We start from the raw sequence: 19,195 nt of genomic DNA on the forward strand, positions 1-19,195 counted from the left end.
AATTATTTTCCTCCCGAACCTAAACCTGGTACAGCCATACGTTTTTCAATCCATGCCATCACAAATTTAATGGTGTAGGTAATGATTAAATAAACCGGTGTAGACAGAATAAGAATGATAATGTCCTGAGAAGTCTCTTCTCGCATGGTTTTGGTATAAGCGAAGAAGTTCAAAACACTTAACGCATATAGAACTGCTGAGTTCTTAAAAACGTTCATTGCTTCTGAAGTAATGGTTGGCCATACAGTACGGTATGCAACTGGTAAAATCACATAACGATAACTTTGCGCCGTTGTAAAACCCATTGCAGAAGCTGCGAACTTTTGTCCGCGAGAAACTGTGTTAATCCCCGCTCTTACATGCTCAGAAACACGTGCTGCGGTATATAGACCCAAAGCAAAAACACCAATAACAGCAGGATGATGATTTAGAAGGTTTTTCCACCATCCACCTGCTACAACGTCTCCACTTCCGGCACTTAAACTATCTGGTAAGAACTCTGGGAATACAAAAGCCCAGAAGAATAACTGTACAATTAAAGGAATATTACGGAATATTTCGACATAACAGTTGCCGATAAATGCAAGCGGTTTGTTGGGTAAAGTACGAATTACCCCGAGGAGAGAACCTAATAAAAATGCGATAAGAAAGGCTACAACAGCAGTCCATACCATAGTAAAGACACCAGAACCTAACATTTGTAACCATGTGGGCGCCTCAGAATAAGCATTGTAGCTAGAGCTACCAATGACTTTACAAACTGATTCTGCCCATGCGGCTTTATCGACACCATATTCATTAGACTCCGCACAGAATATAGTCCAGTTTAGCGAGCCGACTGACATGTTTGCCCCTTAAATGAATATCTTAGAAAATAGACCACTTGTGCAAATGAGGTTTTACACTTGCACAAGTAAATTTAGGACAAAAGGAACGTGTTAGATTCCTGCATCTGTTGGGTGGGCTTTAAGCTTTTTGTAAGATGCACTTGGCTGCATATTTAAATTAGTATTTTTTGGTGGAATTGGAGATAAGAACCATTTCTTATATAAAGCGTCCATTTGACCAGTTTTCCATAAATTATTTACGGTACGGTCGGCAACTGCTTTAAATTTTGGATCATCTTTTGCAATCATGATGCCATAAGGTTCTGACGAAAGTACTGGCCCTACAATTGCGAATGCTTTTGGTGTAGATGACTTAGCAATTAGACCAGCTAAGATATTGTCATCCATTACAAATGCTGCGGCACGGCCAGATGCCATCATGGCAAATGAGTCAGAATGGTCTTTACCATAAATGTTTTGTACATTAAGTGACTGACCTTTTTCATTCATTTTAATGTACTTGTCAGATGTTGTACCTTGAGTCGTAACAACTGCTTTACCATTTAAATCAGCTAGACTCTTAATACCAGAGTTTGCTTTAACAGCCATGCGCACTTCTGTTGCATAGTAGTTCGTTGAAAAACCAACTTGTTGCTGACGCTGTTTAGAATTTGTAGTCGTACCACATTCCATATCAATATTTCCTGCTAAAAGCTCAGGAATACGTGTTGATGAAGTGACTGCCTTGTATTCAACTTTTAAACCAGGCATTTTCAATTCTTTCTTAATATCATTTGCGAACTGGTTACAAATGTCGACTGCATAACCTACTGGTTTACCTCCAACAACGTATGAAATTGGGTCGGATGATTCTCGGTGACCAATAACGATTTTTCCAGTACTTTTGATTTTTGCTAATGTGTCTGCTGCCTGTATTTGAGAAGTAGCACCAACCGTACAAAGCATAATTGTTGAAACAATGAGAGAGGTTGCAGAACGTTTCATAAGAACTCCTTGATGATCATTCCTCTATTTGTCTACAGAATCATTCTTATAGAGAAATAAAGTGATTTATTATTAAATTGCAATTATCGAGCCAACTTTTCCAAGTAGGACTTCATCCATTTGCTTCACTTATTATTTATCTGTTTCGCAGAGTTAATACCTTTAAAACTGCTCACATGTTTCTACTTTAATCTATATTTTAATCTTCTGTCTATTATTAAGCTCATCTAATTACACTTAAATGTGGCAATTTTTGATTACATTGTAAACACATGCACAATAAAGTGGCTTAATTTTTTCTAAAAACTGTTTTTAGAAAAACTATTTTATTAATAAAAAGAAAAATTAATTTTATTAGGCATTTAGACTAAAAGTCTAAGTTTGTAATTTAAAAACAATACAAACCTCAAAATAATAAATAAAAATGTTTTAATAAAATTCATTTATAAAATTTATAGTCATGTTTTTTACAATTAAAATATTTCTACAAATATAAAAAAAGCCCGATTTATTTCGAGCTTTTTTATAAAACCTATAGATTAAATGCCTCGCCAATCAACGCGTGCATTTCTTTCTGTTTGATATATTCTTAAAACATATTGTCCAAGGGGCAAATCAAGTAAAGCTTTCTGATAATTGCTCCACTCTGGCGACACCTCTTCATCCTCTTCGGATTCCCATGGTGTACCTTTTATTTCAAGTAAAGGTGCAAGCATAGAACACACCGAAATATCAGCAAGACTTAAGCGGTCTCCAACCATATAACGTGCTTGGTTTTCGATGAGGTACTGATTCAACTCATTTATAAGTTCATCCATACGTTCTTTTGACTGGCTCACAACTTCCCCTTCAAGCTTATAGTTCTTCTTTACTAAAGTTTTGAGGAAAGGTTTTGATATTTTTTCAAACTGGCGCAAGTAACCTTGCTCACCCATCATAATCTCTAGAGCATGGTCGCCATGGGCTAAAGTATGGGCAAGTGCCCAACGACGTACATGTACACCCAGTTCATCTGCCAAGCTATCTATCTTGAGCGTTTGTTGTCGAAGTTGTTCATCACGGCGCAAAAGTGCATGCTCTGGATAAGTATCATCCAGATAAAGTGCAATTTTAGTTGATTCAGCAATCCAACGTTGGTCATCTTTCAAAATTGGCAATAAATTTTGCCCAGTTTTGAGTTGTGCAAATGCACGATGGAAGCCTGGAATCAAATTATGTGCAACGTAATCAAGTTCTTTATGGTCTAACAACCAGCGAGCTTTTTCACAATAATGAGACAAAGGAAACTGATACAAAACCCGCATAAAATCTCCACGTTTATTTTTATTTGACTATTCGTACAAAAATCGTCGTCGTTAAGTAGATACTTTAGAAGCTATTTTTAATGAAAACAATGGATATTGTGCTCATTTTTCACTGACAGTTAGGTCTATATTTTTATATCTTTTTTTACCGTACTTATAGCTCTTTTTCATATTAAAACCAGTTTAGTAATTTTCCTAGCCAATGAATTTTATAATTGATTGATTTATAATAAATTTCTATATCTATATTTATCTATTGAAAATCAAAAAAAGTGCTTTGCATTTTTATTCATAAGCTGAGCATAAGTCCTCGTTTAGTGGAAAAATATTTCTTTTGTAAGGTAATGACAGCAATACAAGGTGTCATTATGTCTAATTCTCTATCTAAAACGACGGCATACGTCCAAGTCATTCAAAATGATCAACAAGCGATAAATGCTGCTTATCAAGTGGCTGATTTTGCTTTAGAGGGTCGTAATACACGTGATCAACAACGCCAACTTCCTTATGAGCAAATCGAAAGTTTTAGCCAAAAAGGTTTAGGTGGAATTCGCATTGCAAAAAAATATGGCGGTGCTTTTGTTTCCAATAAAACTTTGGCTCAAGTCTTTCGTATTTTAAGTAAAGGCGATGCCAATGTTGGTCAAATTCCACAAAATCAAATTAGTCTGTTAAACCTAGTCGAGATCTTGGGCACAGAACAACAAAAACAATTTATTTTTTCAGAAATATTGGCAGGCAAACGTCTTGCTAATGGTGGACCAGAACGGAATACACATGACTCAAAAACACTAAAAACCACGCTTACCATTGAAAACGGTAAATACATTTTAAACGGTGAAAAATTTTATTCGACAGGAACAAGTTTTGCGCATTGGCTCGCAATTAAAGCGGTTCATCCCGAAGGTCATGTTGTTTTAGTAATTGTTAACTCGGATGCTCAAGATATTGAAGTGATTAATGACTGGAATGGTTTTGGGCAACGCACGACAGCAAGTGGCACGGTTAAATTAAATCATGTTGAAGTCAATCCTGAACTTATTTTTGACGAACGCTTATTAACACAAGTTCCTACGTATCGCGGTGCTTATTCGCAACTGTTACAAGTAGCCATTGATGTAGGGATTGCAGAAGCTGCATTTGACGATACTTTATCGACTATTCATAAAGCACGTCCAATTATTGATGCAAATGTTGAAAAAGCCAGCTTTGAACATTACACCTTACAAGAAGTAGGTAAGTTAAATATTTTGCTCGATGCTGCAATCTTACTGCTTAATGAAGCTGCTGAATATTTAGATGAACTTGACCAACTCCAAACTGTGACTGATGAACAAGTAGCTAAAGCTTCAATTTTGGTTGCTGAAGCAAAAGTCTATGCCAATGATGCAGCTCTACAAATCTCTGAAAAACTACTAGAACTAGGCGGTAGTCGTTCAAGCTTAAGCCAACACAATTTAGATCAACATTGGCGAAATGCCCGTGTACATACCTTACACGACCCTGTTCGCTGGAAAATACATGCCATTGGCAATTATTACCTTAATGGTCATTTCCCTGCCCGTCACGCCTGGATTTAAGGAGAAATTGTCATGACTTCATATCAATCGGTTCAAACAAAACAAACATCAGCATCTGGCCAAGCGCACATTATTCAAAATGATGCTGAAGCATTAGAAATTGCTAAACAATTTGCTGAGCAATTTAAAAAAACTGCAGTTGAGCGAGATGCTAAACGAATTTTACCCTATACCGAAATCGATGCTTTGAGCCAATCTGGTCTTTGGGCAATTACAGTGCCAAAGCAATATGGTGGTGCCGAAGTTTCAAGTCATACAGTTGCTAAAGTGATTGCTCTTTTGAGTGGTGCAGATGGTTCAATTGGACAAATTCCACAAAACCATTTCTATGCCTTAGAAGTCTTACACAATACAGGCACAGAAGCTCAAAAACAACGTTTATACGGCGAAGTTTTAAATGGCACTCGCTTTGGTAATGCCCTTGCCGAGTTTAAAACTAAAACTTCAACCCACAAACAAACCAATATTCGTCCGCATGAAAATGGATATCTCATTCAGGGTGAAAAGTTTTACTGCACAGGAAGTTTATTTGCTCACCGAATTCCAACCTTAGTTTTAGATGATGCGGGTCGAGAATACCTAGCCTTTGTAAAAAGTGGTTCACAAGGATTGAAACTAGTTGATGACTGGTCTGGTTTTGGTCAGAAAACCACAGGTAGCGGCACTGTTAAATTTGATCAGGTTTTCGTAGATGCAGATGATGTTATTCCTTTTGATACTGCATTTTTACAACCAACCTTAGTGGGCCCTTTTGCTCAAATTATGCATGCATCAATTGAGGTAGGCATTGCACGTACAGCCTTTGAAGAAAGTTTGCAAAGAGTGCATCAAGCACGCCCATGGATTGATTCAAATGTAGAAACTGCCAACCAAGATCCTTTGACAATTTATGAGCTAGGACGCATTGCTGTCGATGTACGAGCAAGTGAAGTGTTATTAAAACAGGCAGCTCAATCAATTGATGCCGCAAAAATTGAAACCACACCAGAAAGCATTGCAAAAGCATCTATCGATGTGGCCAAAGTGCGTGCTCATAGTAGTGATATTGCACTCAAAGCATCCTCTAAGCTGATTGAACTTGCAGGAAGTCGTGGCAGTCAGTCACAGGATGGTCTAGACCGTTTCTGGCGCAATGCGCGCGTACATACCTTACATGATGCTGCACGATGGAAATATTACTTTATTGGAAACTATGTTCTTAACGGTGTTCTACCACCTCGTCGGGGGACATTGTAATGGCAGATCTTAAAGCGAAAGAAATTTTACTCAATGCTTTTGATATGAACTGTGTTGGGCATATTAATCATGGCTTATGGACACATCCACGTGATGAATCACATCGTTTTAATGAACTGAGCTACTGGACAGAACAAGCCAAAACCTTAGAAAGTGGTTTATTTGATGGTTTGTTTATTGCAGACATTACAGGTGTGTATGACGTCTATCAAAATGGTATTGATCTGACTTTAAAAGAGTCCATTCAGCTTCCTAGCCATGACCCATCTACACTCATTTCAGCTATGGCGGCAGTCACTCAAAACCTAAGTTTTGGAGTCACTGTGAACTTAAGCTATGAGCATCCATATCAATTTGCCCGACGCTTTGCGAGTCTCGACCATTTAACTCAAGGTCGTATTGGCTGGAATATTGTGACAGGTTATCTAGACAGTGCCGAACGCTTAATTGGTCAAAAAGGTTTAAAAGACCACGATGCTCGCTATGAACAAGCCGAAGAATTTTTAGAGCTTTGCTATAAATATTGGGAAGGTTCATGGGAAAATGACGCTGTTAAAAAAGATAAAGTACAGCGTGTTTTTACAGATCCATCTAAAGTTCACACCATTCACCACCACGGAAAATATTACCAAAGTGAAGGTGTGTTTCAGGTGTCTCCTTCTGTGCAACGTACTCCAACACTGTTTCAAGCAGGTGCTTCACCAAAAGGTATGCAGTTTGCGACGCGTCATGCTGAGTGTGTATTTATTGGTGGCGACAAACCCGAAAAAATACGCGAACAAGTGAAAAAGATTCGTGCTCTTGCAGAACAGCAAGGCCGTTCAGCGAATGACATTAAAGTCTTCGTTGGCATCACCGTTGTTGTTGCCGAAACACATGATCTCGCTGTACAGAAACTTAATGAATATCGTCAGTATGCAAGTGCTGAAGCTGGCCTCGCGCATTATGCGAGTTCAACTGGCATCGACTTAAGTAAATTTGCTGACAATGAAGCAATTCCTTACCAAAAAAGTAACAGCATTGTTTCGATTACCGAAAAATTTAAAGAACAGCAAATCACAAAAAATGACTTAAAAGCTCAGCATGTTTTAGGTGGCCGTTATCCCCTCATCGTAGGTAGTGGCGAAGAAGTTGCTGAATACTTAATTCATCTTTTAGATGAGACAGATATTGATGGCTTTAATTTGACACGTACAGTTGCACCTGAGTCTCACCACGACTTTATTCGCTTGGTTATTCCTGAACTACAGCAACGTGGTCGCTATAAAACTGCATATAAAACGGGTTCACTGCGGAACAAAATTTTTAATCGGGGTGATCAATTACCAGAACAGCACCCTGTTCAAGCGTTCCGATGTAGTCCCTATAACAACAGCAAAAACCTAACAAAAATTGAAGAAATAACTGCCTAAATTTGGAGATAGACATGGCTCAAACAGCCTCTAAAAAATGGCTAGGCGTAAGCTTAGTCGTTGTAGTGCTTTTTATTGCTTTATTCTTATGGAATAAACATCGTCAAAGTGGCTCAAATGAACTTGTGATTGGTATTAGTCCACCATTTGCAAAACCTTTACAAGCTGCTGCCGATGAAGCAAAGAAACAAGGTTTAAATGTAAAACTGGTTGAGTTTTCTGACTGGAACACACCAAACATTACCTTAAATCATGGGGATATTGATGCGAACTTTTTCCAGCATCAACCTTTCTTAGACAATGCAATTAAAGAAACTGGCTTTAAGTTAAAGGCATTTGCAGTGGGTGCTGCATCACATGTGGGACTTTACTCAAAAAAGTATAAAAGCTTAGATGAATTGCCACAAAACGCACGTGTAGTCATTCCAAATGATCCAGTGAATCAAGGTCGTGCCCTACTACTTTTACAGCAAGCTAAATTAATTACGCTTAAAGATTCAAATAATCATTTATCTGCACTTAAAGATGTTGTTTCAAACCCTAAAAACTTGCAATTCATTGAAGTTGAGGGGCCACAAACTGCTCGTGCAATTGATGATGTTGACTTGGCTTTTGGCTATCCACATTACTTACGTTTAGCAAAAACAGCTGACCCTAATAGTGCGCTTTTACTTGATGACAATACCAATAAACGTTATGCAATTTTGTTTGTAGTGCGTGATGACTATCAGGATAAGGGCGACAAATTAAAGAAATTTGTTGAGATCTATCAAAACTCGCCAAAAGTTAAAGCTGTGTTAGATGCTGAGATTGGCCCAAAACTTTGGTTCCCTGGCTGGAAATAAGGAGAATGGCAATGGTGAGTTTTGGATCACAAGTTGATTTTTCTCTACCCCATATCAAAATTCGTGGTTTAAATAAGTTTTACCAATCGCAGAGTCAAAAACTGCATGCTTTAAAAGAGATTAACCTTGATATTCCTCAAGGTAAGATTTTAGGCATTATTGGTAAAAGTGGTGCGGGAAAATCTTCGCTACTCCGTACTTTAAATGGCTTAGAACAAGTTAATACAGGCAGCATTCATATTCATCAACAAAACATTGCTGAATTGAGTCATGCTGAACTCATTCAAACCCGTCAACGAATTGGAATGATTTTTCAACATTTCAATTTAATGTCTGCAAAAACAGTCTGGGAAAATGTGGCATTGCCCTTAAAAGTTTCCAATTACAACAAAGCAGATATCGATGAGCGTGTAAATGAAGTTCTGGCACTCGTAGGTCTTGCAGATAAGTCTGGTCATTATCCATCACAACTTTCGGGCGGACAAAAGCAACGTGTCGGTATCGCACGTGCACTTGTCCATCATCCTGAAATTTTACTGTGTGATGAAGCCACCTCAGCACTTGACCCAGAAAGTACCGCTACTATTTTGGCTTTACTTAAAAAGATTAATCAGGAACTTGGTCTAACGATTGTACTCATCACACACGAAATGCAGGTCATTCGAGAAATTTGTGATCAGGTCGTTGTGATTGACCAAGGTGAAATTGTAGAGGCAGGAAAAGTTTGGTCCGTATTTTCACGACCAGAGCAACAAATTACTCAAGAATTGTTAAACCTTGAGCAGATCACTCTGCCTTTTAAAATCAGTTCTCTACCCGATGAAGATTCAACTCATATTATTGTAAAACTGAAATATGAAGCTGAAGCACATCAGGTTCCAGATATTCAAGAACTACTTGCTAGATTTAAAGCGCCCGTCAATTTATATCAAAGTCAGGTCGATACCATTCAAGGGCACATTATTGGTTCTCTTTTAGTCGGTATTCCTAACGTAGAAATTGATCTTTCATCTATACGACAAGACGCATCAACTGCAATTGCACAATTTGAGGTACTTGGCTATGCACGACCAGCTCATTGATTTATTAATTACTGGAACTGTAGACACCTTACTCATGGTAGGTGCATCTGCATTTATTGCTTTTTTAATTGGCTTACCTATTGCTGTTGTTTTAGTCAGTACTTCTGAGCACGGCATTCACCCCTCGCAAAAGATTAATCAGGCTTTGGGTTGGGTCATTAATATTACTCGTTCTGTGCCCTTTCTTATTTTAATGGTTGCACTTATTCCGCTTACTCGCTGGATTGTAGGTACAAGTTATGGCGTTTGGGCAGCCGTTGTTCCATTGACGATTGCGGCAATTCCCTTCTTTGCGCGTATTGCAGAAGTCAGCTTACGCGAAGTCGATCAAGGTTTAATTGAAGCTGCACAAGCCATGGGTTGTAACCGTAAACAAATTATTTGGCATGTGCTTTTACCAGAGGCTTTGCCGGGTATTGTGGCAGGCTTTACCGTGACTATTGTGACTATGATTAACTCATCAGCAATTGCAGGTGCTATTGGTGCAGGTGGCCTAGGAGACATTGCTTATCGTTATGGTTATCAACGTTTTGATATGCAAATTATGTTAGCTGTAATTTTTGTGCTCATTGTTTTAGTCATGTTAGTACAAGCAACAGGCGATGCATTAGCCCAGCAACTTGATAAACGTAAAGTTTAAAAGCAATACAACCCTGCTCTAGCCATGACTTTGTCATGGCTTTCATGTAAAATCAGCGACAATTTTTAATTTACACATTTGTGAGTGGTTTTCATGGGTTTTAATTGCGGTATTGTTGGTCTGCCAAACGTAGGGAAATCTACCCTTTTCAATGCATTAACGAAAGCAGCGATTGCAGCGGAAAACTTCCCTTTCTGTACCATTGAACCAAACACAGGTATTGTTCCTGTACCAGATCCACGTTTAGACAAACTTGCTGCGATTGTTAAACCACAGCGTATTTTGCCAACTACAATGGAATTTGTGGACATTGCAGGTCTTGTTGCTGGTGCATCAAAAGGTGAAGGCTTGGGTAACCAGTTCCTTGCTAACATCCGTGAAACTGATGCGATTGCTCATGTTGTACGTTGTTTCGAAGATGAAAACGTAATTCACGTAAATGGTAAAATTGATCCATTAGACGACATCGCAACCATCAATACTGAACTTGCGCTTGCCGATCTTGAAACTGTTGCCAAAGCAATTTTACGTTTAACTAAAGTTGCTAAAGGCGGTGACAAAGAAGCTGTAGCAACTAAAGCAGTTTTAGAAAAAATCCAACCTTTACTTGACGAAGGTAAACCAGCTCGTGCAGCTGATTTATCTGATGACGAGCGTAAATTAGTTCGTGGTTTTGGTTTAATGACTTTAAAACCAACCATGTATATTGCAAACGTTGCAGAAGATGGTTTTGAAAACAACCCACACTTAGACGCAGTTAAAAAACTTGCGGCTGAAGAAAACGCTATCGTTGTTCCTCTTTGCAACCAGATTGAAGCTGAAATTTCATTATTAGAAGATGAAGATCGTGCTGAATTCTTAGAAGCAATGGGTATGGAAGAACCAGGCTTAAACGTGGTTATTCGTGCCGGTTATGCGCTTTTAGGTTTACAAACTTACTTCACTGCTGGTGTACAAGAAGTACGTGCTTGGACAGTAAAAGTTGGTGCAACCGCTCCTCAAGCAGCTGGTGTGATTCATACCGACTTCGAAAAAGGCTTTATCCGTGCTGAAGTTGTTGCATACGATGACTTTGTACAATACAACGGTGAAAACGGCGCTAAAGAAGCTGGTAAATGGCGTTTAGAAGGTAAAACTTACGTTGTTCAAGACGGCGATGTAATGCACTTCCGTTTTAACGTTTAAGTTAAAGCTAAAAAAGCCCCAATATATTGGGGCTTTTTTATTGTTAATGACTTAAATCCATCGTCTCTCGTTTACTGCGCGCCTCTTGTAAAATACGCTCATGCAAAGGCTTTCTAAAACCCAGCATAAATATAAATTCTGCCAATACAAATAACGGCCCTATCGCGAGTCCAATCACATCATCAACAAAGGCAGGTTTTTTCTTTTCGAAATAATGTCCAACAAACTGAAAGACCCAACCCACTACAAAGAAACCAATACTTGCCGCTAACCATTGTCCTAAAGAAAGCTCGGCAATTTGGCTTGCCAATGGATACACAGCAACTAAAATAATCAGCATGAGTAAACCAAATACTTTATCTAAAATGAAGTAATAGATCGTACTAACTGCAATCAACACCATATCGAAAGTCAGTTTGAAACTACTTATATCGATCCCAACTCTCGCTGTTAAACATAAAATTGAAAATACAATAAGTGGAATACCAACAAAATGCGTCAAAATATTTTGATGGTTTAAATGATAAGCCGCATATTTGCTAAGCTGTTGCTCCAGATTTGTCATGAGTAATTCCCTATTCATCTACATATAGTCATACTGTACAAATACGGAAAATTTAAAGTTGTCAGCTATTTGACAAAGTAATGATTTTTTCATGGATGGACTGATATTGGATCTTATTTATATTAATCGACTTAAAGAAAATACATGGTTTAGTGTGCTTCCAGAAGCATTCCAAAATTTTATTTTAGAACATGGTAAGCAAATTACTTTTGAAAAAAATAGTTATGTGTTCCGCACTCAAGATGTGTTTGATGGCATTTATACTGTGCTTGAAGGCTCAATTAGCTTGGGTTATGTCGATGTAAATGGTAATGAAGCCCTTTCTGCAATTGCTGAGCCAATTATGTGGTTTGGTGAAATATCCCTGATTGACCATGAACCGCGTTCACATGATGCCATTGCCTTGAAAAAAAGTACCGTTCTACATATTCCTGCCAAACCATTAAATGAATTACTCAAAGACAATCCATATTATTGGTACTACTTTGCCCGTTTAACCAGTCAAAAACTCAGATATGTTTTTTTAGAACAGATTGCTATACAAACACGCAGTATTTCTCAAAGACTTGCTCAACGTCTTTTGTTTATTTTGGAAGGTTATGGTAATCACATTCTTATACAAGAAAGACAAATTCATATTTCTCAAGAACAATTAGCAAATATGCTCACTACCTCAAGACAGACTGTTAATCATGAGTTAAACTTATTAGAAAAGCAGAATATTATTAAAATTGCGTTCAGAAAAATTGAAATTTTAGACATAGAAAAGTTAAATTTAATCGCAAAATCTACTAGTTAAATAGATTAAAAAAATCTATATAATAAAAACTTAAAATTAAATTAAAAAATTAGATAACACTGCAAAATTAAACATTGTTCAAACTCTATTTCACAAAATAAATATTCCAAAACAGAATTTTTCATCTTACACTCGAACTGAGCAATAATACTCAACAAGGCGCTGATTAACATGAAAAAATTATCAACAATTCTTACAGCTGGCGTATTGGCAATGTTAAGTGTTTCGGCATTTGCATGTCCAAAAGGAACTCAACTCCAAGGAGGAACTGGACCACATCATAAAGGTGGCAAATGTGTTGCTATGAGCGGCAAAACGACTGCTAAAAAAGAAGCTAAGAAAGATATGAATGAGAAGAAACATGCTGCTATGACTAGCGCGACTAACGCTAAACAAGAAGCAAATCAAGCTACTCATCAAATGAAACAAGATGCTGTAAAAACTGCAAACACAGCTAAGAAACCATAATTAATATTAATTTATGTGTTAAAAAAGCGAGATTCCAAATCTCGCTTTTTTTATTATTACCATTATTTCGGAGATGTATTTCCTAAATTTGGGTTATCAATTGCTTCCTTACACTGCTGTTTATCACGTTCGTAGTCTGTTTGTTTTTGAGCAACTGTTTTTTCATTTTCCAGTGTTTCTCGTGCCCATACATCTAGACTAGTTAAGGCTTTTCGACAAAGTGCATATTTTCCTTCAGTTACCGAATCTGTCATTTTTACGTTAATACGCCAGTCCGTACTCAGCTGACGTAATGGTTTGCGAACCTTATCATTTATCTGATTAAGCTGTTTTCCATAAACTAAAGGGTCAACAGAGTTAATTAATGTCCATGCCTTTTTCGCATAGACCGTTGCATCATTAGTTAATTTCGGCGCTGGTTTAATTTCAACTTTTTTATCTGGGTTATGTCCATCATCACAACCCTGCAATATAAATGCGCTTGCACTCAGGATGGCGATATAAACTAAATGAGTCTTTGATTTGAACATATCAAACTGCCGAATTAAACATTTCGGCACTATGCTATTAAATTCGGCTACAATACTCAATCTTTCAAGTTTTTATAATTGTTTTACAGCCAAGGTGTATCGTGTCGAATCAACAACAGATGGCTGCTCAAAAAGCAACTTTTTGGCAAGGTGCCAAAGATAGCCAAGCCATCGTACTCACCTATTTACCTGTTTCTTTTACCTTTGGCGTTTCTGCATCTCAATTTGGTTTCAGTCCTTGGGAAGCATTTTTTCTTTCTTGTTCAATGTATGCTGGTGCAAGCCAATTTCTTGTGGTTGCGCTTTTGGCTAGTGGTTCATCTATTTGGTTAACGGCGCTAACAGTCATTGCACTAGATATTCGCCATGTACTCTATGGTCCAGCACTGTATAACTTAATTCCCAATAAATTAAATCTAAAAAAGACGGCTGTTTGGGCTTGGGGGCTTACAGATGAAGTTTTTGCCAGTGGAATGATTCAACTTTCGCAACGTAAACAGCAGTGGTCTGAATCTTGGATGTTAGGCTTAAGTCTGTTCAGCTGGATGTCTTGGGCAACTGGTTCATTGTTAGGTGGCTTATTTGCAGATCAAGTCGCCCATCTTCCAAAATTTTTACAAGCAGCTTTAGACTTTTTACTACCCGCTTTATTTTTAAGCTTTTTGCTCGCAGCTTTTGAGCGCAAACATACTTTAGTCGTTGCAGTATCTTTGGTCGTTTCAGCCTTGGCATGTTATTGGATTAACTTATCAGCAGCTATTTTTATTGGTATTTTTTCAGGCATTTTAGCTGGTTTATTTAAACACTATGTGCTGAAACAGCATGAAGAGGTTGAAGCCTAATATGAACTTAGAAATTATATTGGTCGGCATTATTGTCGGTATTGCCAATTTTGCTTCACGTTTTGGCCCGTTCTTCGTTATACAAAAACTACAAGGTACTCATCAAAAACGCGGCTCTGTCTGGATAAAAATTGCTTTAGGGAGTATTGGTATCTCTGCGATTAGCGCTATGCTTGTAGTTGCAACTCTCCCCCCTTTACTTGAAACTCCCAACAAGAGCTTCGCAATGTTTATGGGTTTTATAGTTTTAGCAGCTCTTTATTTTAAATTTAAGAAAATTGTTCCAGCGACTTTAACTGCTGCACTCGTTTATGGTTTGATCTACACATATTTACCTTTATAAATAGATAAACTGATCATCCTTATATAATATATAAAGGCTAGAAGTGATTAATAGTAATAGCTTCTAGCATGAAAAACTCATTTTTTAAATTTATTAAAAGATAACACCATCTAGCGATTAGAGATAAAAATGTCACAAGTTAAAATTTATGCAAATGAACAAACCATCATGCAGTATCGAGAATTGCTTTCTCATGCTATTCATCAGGCTCTTATTGAAGAGTTGAAATATCCTGTCGAGAAAAGATTTCAACGCTTTATGAGTCTAAAACCGGAAAACTTTATCTATCCTTCAGATCGAAGCCAACACTACATCATTATTGAACTTTCAATGTTTGCTGGCAGAAGTACTGAAGCGAAGAAAAGACTTATTCAAACTTTATTTCGTAATATTGAACAGTACTGCAAAATTGCCCCACAAGATATTGAAATCACTATTTTTGAAACACCTAAAGAGAATTGGGGTATCCGTGGTCAAAACGCAGATGAAATGCGTCTAAACTATCAGGTTAACGTTTAAAAATTATCTGCATCATTGTCTGACAAAATTCATTTTTTTATGTGTGATAAGGCTTAACTCCACCATAAGTTCTGCTATGCTTAAAAAAATAATTTTGTCAGGATGATTCGCATGAGCGTGACACTCGGTACCCCACTTCAATCTTCTGCATTTAAAGTTTTATTGTTAGGTTCAGGAGAGCTTGGTAAAGAAGTTGTAATTTCCTTACAACGCCTTGGTGTTGAAGTACATGCAGCCGACCGTTATGATCACGCACCAGCTATGCAAGTTGCACATTTTTCTTATGTGTTAAACATGGCTGATCCAACTCAATTAAAACAACTCATTGAAAAAGTTAAACCGAATTTAATTGTTCCAGAAATTGAAGCAATTGCAACCGAGGTTTTGCTTGAAATTGAAGCAAATCAAACCGCTACTGTCATTCCTTCTGCTAAAGCAGTAAACCTGACCATGAACCGTGAAGGTATTCGCCGTCTTGCGGCTGAAGAGCTTGGTTTGCCTACTTCCGCTTATCGCTTTGCTGACTCTTTAGAAAGTTTCCGCGCTGCTTGTGATGACATTGGTTATCCTAATTTTGTAAAACCAGTCATGTCTTCTTCTGGCAAAGGCCAGTCTCGTGTAAAAAGTTTTGATGAAGTTGATGCGGCTTGGGAATATGCGATGCAAGGTGGCCGCGTTAACCAAGGCACAGTCATTATTGAATCTCAAATTGATTTTGATTTTGAAATTACGTTACTCACGGTACGTGCTAAAAACCCTGAAACTGGTGAAATTGAAACTCACTACTGTGACCCGATTGGTCACCGTCAAGATGCAGGCGATTATGTAGAAAGCTGGCAGCCTCAACCCATGACTCCTGCAGCCCTTGAAGAAGCAAAACGTATTGCAAATAAAGTGACAACAGCACTTGGTGGCTGTGGTATTTTTGGTGTAGAACTATTTATTAAAGGTGACAAAGTTTGGTTCAGTGAAGTCTCACCTCGCCCACACGATACTGGTCTTGTGACTTTAGCATCTCAGTATCAAAGTGAATTTGAATTACATGCACGTGCAATCTTAGGTTTACCTGTAAACACAGCACGCCACAGTGTCGCTGCAAGTGCCGTAATTTATGCTGGAGTAGATGCCAACAATTTAAGTTATAGCAATCTGAATGTAGCTTTAGCTCATCCAGACACAGACTTGCGTTTGTTTGGTAAACCAGAAGGCTTCAAACGACGTCGCATGGGTGTTGCAACTGCTCGTGCTGAAAATACTGATCTTGCCCGTACTTTAGCGAAAGAAACCGCTGATCAAGTAATCGTTCAAACAAACTCTTAATTTTTATTTATTGGTAGACCCATTTTCATGATCAATACATCGCCACTGTTGAACTACGTCTCAAGTCATCATGATATTAAAGCCATTAATCAATGGCGAACGGATGTAGAAAAGCAGTTGCAGGATTCATATGAAAATGGGCAATCTATTCGTGACATCATTAAAGCACGTTCAGATTTAGTTGATGAAGCGCTGATCTTTTTATGGAAACATGCTGAACTGGATCGGACAGGTCTAGGCCTTTTCGCTGTAGGTGGTTATGGACGCCGTGAAATGTTGCCCTATTCCGACGTCGATATCATGATTTTGTCAGAACATGAAATTACTGAAGAAAACGAAAAGCGAATTTCTACCTTTATTTCTTCATTATGGGATGTCGGAAACTTTAAACCTGGTATTAGTGTTCGAACTATTCAAAGCTGTGTTGAGCAGGCCGCTACTGATTTAACGGTTGCAACCACACTCATTGAAGCCCGTTTAATTACCGGTAATACTCAGCTTGCAAAATGGCCTCGTCGTATCGTCTCTCAGACTTGGACAGATAAAACCTTTTATGACGCGAAAATGGCAGAACAAGCCAAGCGCTACCATCAACATAACAACACAGAAAGTAACTTAGAGCCTGATATAAAAAATGCTCCGGGTGGTATTCGTGATATTAATCAGATCGGTTGGATTGCTAAACGTCATTTCCGCGTAAACCGTATCTATGATTTAGTACATTTAGGATTCATTTCAGAATTTGAATTAGCCGTTCTAGAAGAAGCTGAAAGTTTCCTTTGGGAAATTCGTCACCATTTGCACCGCTTAGCCAAACGTGATGAAAACCGTCTACTCTTTGACCACCAAAGGGAAATTGCCGCAAAGTTTGGATATGTGCGTCAAGAAGGCCAACCTGTAAATTATGGTGTTGAGCAGTTCATGAAGCGCTACTACCGTACTGCACAACAGGTTTCGACACTCAATGAAATGTTACTCGCGTATTTTAGTGAGTCGGTCATCACACCTCGACTCCCCAACTACGAACGCAAAATTGAAGTGATTAATGATCATTTTAAAATTGTCGATAACAAACTTGCCGTACAACATCATAAAATATTTGCAGAACATCCGAGCGCTATTCTAGAGTTGTTCTATATTTTAGCGAATCGACCAGATATCGAGGGTATTCGTGCTCGTACTTTGCGTTTACTGATTCTTGCGGCGAAAAGAATTAACCAAAGTTACCGTAATAACCCAGAAAACCAAGCGCTGTTTATGTCAATTATTCGCTCACCATATCGCCTATACGATACATTGGTTGCGATGAAGCGTTATGGTGTTTTAGGAAACTATATTCCTGCTTTTGGGCAAATTATGGGGCTTATGCAATATGACCTGTTCCATATCTATACAGTCGATGCCCACACGTTATTATTACTGCGTAACTTAAACCGATTTAGAGAACCTGAATTCGCTAAAGAGTTCCCTGTGGTCAGTTCAGTTTTTCAGCGTCTTGCTCGCCAAGATATCGTCTTTATAGCGGCATTATTCCATGACATCGCCAAAGGTCGTGGTGGTGACCATAGTGAACTTGGTGCTGAAGATGCGATTGAGTTTGGCCGTGCACACGGATTTACAGAGCGTGAATGTAAATTAATCGCATGGCTTATTCAAAACCATTTACTCATGTCTTTGACAGCGCAGAAAAAAGATATTTCTGATCCTGATGTGGTAAAAGATTTTGCAGAAAAACTTGGCGATATGGAACATCTCGATTATCTGTACACTTTAACGGTGGCGGATATTAATGCGACAAATCCAAAACTTTGGAACACATGGCGTGCATCCCTCATGCGTCAACTTTATACGCATGCTCGTGATGTAATTCGTACTGGCTTAGGTCGCCCTGTTGACTACCAAATGCTGATTGAAGATACCAAATTTGCAGCAAGTGAATTACTGGTAAATAACTTCGCATTGGCAGATGTCGAAAAGGTATGGCAAGAACTTGGTGATGAATACTTCATTAAAGAATCTGCCGATGAAATTGCATGGCATACACAAGCAATTTTAAAACACGGTGATAATCCTGAACCATTAGTACTTTTACGTGCTCATCGTAAAGCTGCCCAAGATGCCGTTCAAATCTTTATTTATACACGTGATCAGCCAAACCTGTTTGCGACTACAGTTGCAGTGTTAGATCGCATGAATTTAGACGTTCAAGATGCAAAAATTATCACAGCAATTACCGCATTTAGTTTAGATACCTATGTTGTACTTGATCGTTTTGGTACATTGCTGACTGATCCTGAACGTGAAGAAACCGTTAAAACTGCATTAGTGAAGGCACTTAGCCAACCAGATCAATATCCGGGACTCATGCAACGCCGTATCCCGCGTCAATTGCGTCACTTTGATATTGAAAATACAGTCGACGTAACATTAAATGAAGCTTTACAGCAGAACATGGTCGAAATTTCAACACTTGACCATCCTGGCCTACTTGCACGTGTAGGTGGTTTATTTATGATGCAAGGTTTAGACATCCATTCAGCTCGAATCGCAACTTTAGGTGAACGTGCAGAAGATATTTTCTTTGTCACCAAAAAAGATGGAAAACCGCTAAATCATGAAGAGGTCAAACTCTTCTCGGAAAAACTGAAAGCTGCATTAGATGAAGCATCTAATCAAATTTGTCAGCACTGAAA

19 protein-coding genes are annotated in these 19,195 nt (G+C 38.2%); 14 read left to right on the forward strand and 5 right to left on the reverse strand.

The genetic code is table 11. The features are described 5' to 3' along the window. Window positions 1-2: 2 nt before the first annotated feature. From NE363_RS10665 to NE363_RS10675, 3 genes are all read right to left on the reverse strand, one after another. Window positions 3-845 carry an amino acid ABC transporter permease gene (locus NE363_RS10665; RefSeq protein WP_004702137.1) on the reverse strand — a complete coding sequence of 281 codons (843 nt, stop codon included), beginning with the start codon at window positions 843-845 and terminating at the stop codon, window positions 3-5. Window positions 846-938: 93 nt separating this feature from the next. Next, a complete protein-coding gene (locus NE363_RS10670) occupies window positions 939-1,832 on the reverse strand; it encodes an amino acid ABC transporter substrate-binding protein (protein WP_004702139.1) in 894 nt (297 codons plus the stop codon). Window positions 1,833-2,371: 539 nt separating this feature from the next. Continuing rightward, window positions 2,372-3,136 (reverse strand): glutathione S-transferase family protein, encoded by a 765-nt coding sequence (locus tag NE363_RS10675; RefSeq protein ID WP_049065794.1) that lies wholly within the window; start codon window positions 3,134-3,136, stop codon window positions 2,372-2,374. A gap of 344 nt (window positions 3,137-3,480) precedes the next feature. Here NE363_RS10675 and NE363_RS10680 point away from each other — a divergent pair, with 344 nt between their 5' ends. From NE363_RS10680 to ychF, 7 genes are all read left to right on the forward strand, one after another. Further along, window positions 3,481-4,716: an SfnB family sulfur acquisition oxidoreductase gene (locus NE363_RS10680; RefSeq protein ID WP_445535005.1), complete on the forward strand. Its 1,236-nt coding sequence runs from the start codon at window positions 3,481-3,483 to the stop codon at window positions 4,714-4,716. 12 nt (window positions 4,717-4,728) lie between these two features. Continuing rightward, on the forward strand, window positions 4,729-5,952 hold the full coding sequence (locus NE363_RS10685; RefSeq protein ID WP_445535006.1) for an SfnB family sulfur acquisition oxidoreductase: 1,224 nt from the start codon (window positions 4,729-4,731) through the stop codon (window positions 5,950-5,952). Continuing rightward, window positions 5,952-7,364 (forward strand): LLM class flavin-dependent oxidoreductase, encoded by a 1,413-nt coding sequence (locus NE363_RS10690; protein WP_445535007.1) that lies wholly within the window; start codon window positions 5,952-5,954, stop codon window positions 7,362-7,364. Before NE363_RS10685 ends, NE363_RS10690 begins: the two co-directional genes overlap by 1 nt. Before the next feature lie 14 nt (window positions 7,365-7,378). Continuing rightward, entirely contained in the window at window positions 7,379-8,209 is an 831-nt protein-coding gene (locus NE363_RS10695) for a MetQ/NlpA family ABC transporter substrate-binding protein (protein WP_445535008.1), read from the forward strand. Window positions 8,210-8,214: 5 nt separating this feature from the next. After that, the gene (locus NE363_RS10700) at window positions 8,215-9,291 is read left to right on the forward strand and encodes a methionine ABC transporter ATP-binding protein (RefSeq protein WP_445535009.1); all 1,077 of its coding nucleotides are present in this window, start codon (window positions 8,215-8,217) and stop codon (window positions 9,289-9,291) included. After that, a complete protein-coding gene (locus NE363_RS10705; protein ID WP_004792864.1) occupies window positions 9,272-9,931 on the forward strand; it encodes a methionine ABC transporter permease in 660 nt (219 codons plus the stop codon). The genes NE363_RS10700 and NE363_RS10705 overlap by 20 nt, the downstream gene beginning before the upstream one ends. Window positions 9,932-10,024: 93 nt before the next feature. Then, window positions 10,025-11,116, forward strand: coding sequence for a redox-regulated ATPase YchF (gene ychF / locus NE363_RS10710; RefSeq protein ID WP_004642544.1), 1,092 nt, complete (start codon window positions 10,025-10,027; stop codon window positions 11,114-11,116). Between the two features lie 43 nt (window positions 11,117-11,159). Here the strand turns inward: ychF and NE363_RS10715 are convergent, their stop codons facing one another. Beyond that, window positions 11,160-11,681 (reverse strand): Mpo1 family 2-hydroxy fatty acid dioxygenase, encoded by a 522-nt coding sequence (locus NE363_RS10715; RefSeq protein WP_445535010.1) that lies wholly within the window; start codon window positions 11,679-11,681, stop codon window positions 11,160-11,162. Window positions 11,682-11,772: 91 nt separating this feature from the next. On the opposite strand from NE363_RS10715, the gene NE363_RS10720 reads away from it, so the two are divergent. Together NE363_RS10720 and NE363_RS10725 are read left to right on the forward strand one after the other, a co-directional pair. Further along, complete coding sequence (locus NE363_RS10720; protein ID WP_348888017.1) at window positions 11,773-12,480, forward strand: Crp/Fnr family transcriptional regulator; 708 nt, start codon at window positions 11,773-11,775, stop codon at window positions 12,478-12,480. Between the two features lie 171 nt (window positions 12,481-12,651). Next, the gene (locus NE363_RS10725; RefSeq protein ID WP_004702158.1) at window positions 12,652-12,948 is read left to right on the forward strand and encodes a hypothetical protein; all 297 of its coding nucleotides are present in this window, start codon (window positions 12,652-12,654) and stop codon (window positions 12,946-12,948) included. Window positions 12,949-13,010: 62 nt separating this feature from the next. Here the strand turns inward: NE363_RS10725 and NE363_RS10730 are convergent, their stop codons facing one another. Further along, complete coding sequence (locus NE363_RS10730; protein WP_004702159.1) at window positions 13,011-13,478, reverse strand: hypothetical protein; 468 nt, start codon at window positions 13,476-13,478, stop codon at window positions 13,011-13,013. Between the two features lie 119 nt (window positions 13,479-13,597). Here NE363_RS10730 and NE363_RS10735 point away from each other — a divergent pair, with 119 nt between their 5' ends. From NE363_RS10735 to glnD, 5 genes are all read left to right on the forward strand, one after another. Then, window positions 13,598-14,320: an AzlC family ABC transporter permease gene (locus tag NE363_RS10735; protein ID WP_445536382.1), complete on the forward strand. Its 723-nt coding sequence runs from the start codon at window positions 13,598-13,600 to the stop codon at window positions 14,318-14,320. 1 nt (window position 14,321) lies between these two features. After that, window positions 14,322-14,663, forward strand: coding sequence for an L-valine transporter subunit YgaH (gene ygaH / locus NE363_RS10740; protein WP_004702171.1), 342 nt, complete (start codon window positions 14,322-14,324; stop codon window positions 14,661-14,663). A gap of 129 nt (window positions 14,664-14,792) precedes the next feature. After that, window positions 14,793-15,182 (forward strand): tautomerase family protein, encoded by a 390-nt coding sequence (locus tag NE363_RS10745; RefSeq protein WP_077168467.1) that lies wholly within the window; start codon window positions 14,793-14,795, stop codon window positions 15,180-15,182. Between the two features lie 102 nt (window positions 15,183-15,284). Beyond that, window positions 15,285-16,502 carry a formate-dependent phosphoribosylglycinamide formyltransferase gene (gene purT / locus NE363_RS10750; protein WP_077168466.1) on the forward strand — a complete coding sequence of 406 codons (1,218 nt, stop codon included), beginning with the start codon at window positions 15,285-15,287 and terminating at the stop codon, window positions 16,500-16,502. 27 nt (window positions 16,503-16,529) lie between these two features. Further along, window positions 16,530-19,193 (forward strand): [protein-PII] uridylyltransferase, encoded by a 2,664-nt coding sequence (gene glnD / locus NE363_RS10755; RefSeq protein WP_445535011.1) that lies wholly within the window; start codon window positions 16,530-16,532, stop codon window positions 19,191-19,193. The last annotated feature ends 2 nt before the right edge of the window (window positions 19,194-19,195 follow it).

This window comes from Acinetobacter sp. G18, from assembly GCF_052660225.1.

What these genes read in the sequence shown, in the direction of transcription:
- NE363_RS10665 (WP_004702137.1), bottom strand. Translation starts at nt 845, where the DNA reads ATGTCAGTCGGCTCGCTAAACTGGACTATATTCTGTGCGGAGTCTAAT.
- NE363_RS10670 (WP_004702139.1), bottom strand. Translation starts at nt 1,832, where the DNA reads ATGAAACGTTCTGCAACCTCTCTCATTGTTTCAACAATTATGCTTTGT.
- NE363_RS10675 (WP_049065794.1), bottom strand. Translation starts at nt 3,136, where the DNA reads ATGCGGGTTTTGTATCAGTTTCCTTTGTCTCATTATTGTGAAAAAGCT.
- NE363_RS10680 (WP_445535005.1), top strand. Translation starts at nt 3,481, where the DNA reads ATGACAGCAATACAAGGTGTCATTATGTCTAATTCTCTATCTAAAACG.
- NE363_RS10685 (WP_445535006.1), top strand. Translation starts at nt 4,729, where the DNA reads ATGACTTCATATCAATCGGTTCAAACAAAACAAACATCAGCATCTGGC.
- NE363_RS10690 (WP_445535007.1), top strand. Translation starts at nt 5,952, where the DNA reads ATGGCAGATCTTAAAGCGAAAGAAATTTTACTCAATGCTTTTGATATG.
- NE363_RS10695 (WP_445535008.1), top strand. Translation starts at nt 7,379, where the DNA reads ATGGCTCAAACAGCCTCTAAAAAATGGCTAGGCGTAAGCTTAGTCGTT.
- NE363_RS10700 (WP_445535009.1), top strand. Translation starts at nt 8,215, where the DNA reads ATGGCAATGGTGAGTTTTGGATCACAAGTTGATTTTTCTCTACCCCAT.
- NE363_RS10705 (WP_004792864.1), top strand. Translation starts at nt 9,272, where the DNA reads ATGCACGACCAGCTCATTGATTTATTAATTACTGGAACTGTAGACACC.
- ychF (WP_004642544.1), top strand. Translation starts at nt 10,025, where the DNA reads ATGGGTTTTAATTGCGGTATTGTTGGTCTGCCAAACGTAGGGAAATCT.
- NE363_RS10715 (WP_445535010.1), bottom strand. Translation starts at nt 11,681, where the DNA reads ATGACAAATCTGGAGCAACAGCTTAGCAAATATGCGGCTTATCATTTA.
- NE363_RS10720 (WP_348888017.1), top strand. Translation starts at nt 11,773, where the DNA reads ATGGATGGACTGATATTGGATCTTATTTATATTAATCGACTTAAAGAA.
- NE363_RS10725 (WP_004702158.1), top strand. Translation starts at nt 12,652, where the DNA reads ATGAAAAAATTATCAACAATTCTTACAGCTGGCGTATTGGCAATGTTA.
- NE363_RS10730 (WP_004702159.1), bottom strand. Translation starts at nt 13,478, where the DNA reads ATGTTCAAATCAAAGACTCATTTAGTTTATATCGCCATCCTGAGTGCA.
- NE363_RS10735 (WP_445536382.1), top strand. Translation starts at nt 13,598, where the DNA reads ATGGCTGCTCAAAAAGCAACTTTTTGGCAAGGTGCCAAAGATAGCCAA.
- ygaH (WP_004702171.1), top strand. Translation starts at nt 14,322, where the DNA reads ATGAACTTAGAAATTATATTGGTCGGCATTATTGTCGGTATTGCCAAT.
- NE363_RS10745 (WP_077168467.1), top strand. Translation starts at nt 14,793, where the DNA reads ATGTCACAAGTTAAAATTTATGCAAATGAACAAACCATCATGCAGTAT.
- purT (WP_077168466.1), top strand. Translation starts at nt 15,285, where the DNA reads ATGATTCGCATGAGCGTGACACTCGGTACCCCACTTCAATCTTCTGCA.
- glnD (WP_445535011.1), top strand. Translation starts at nt 16,530, where the DNA reads ATGATCAATACATCGCCACTGTTGAACTACGTCTCAAGTCATCATGAT.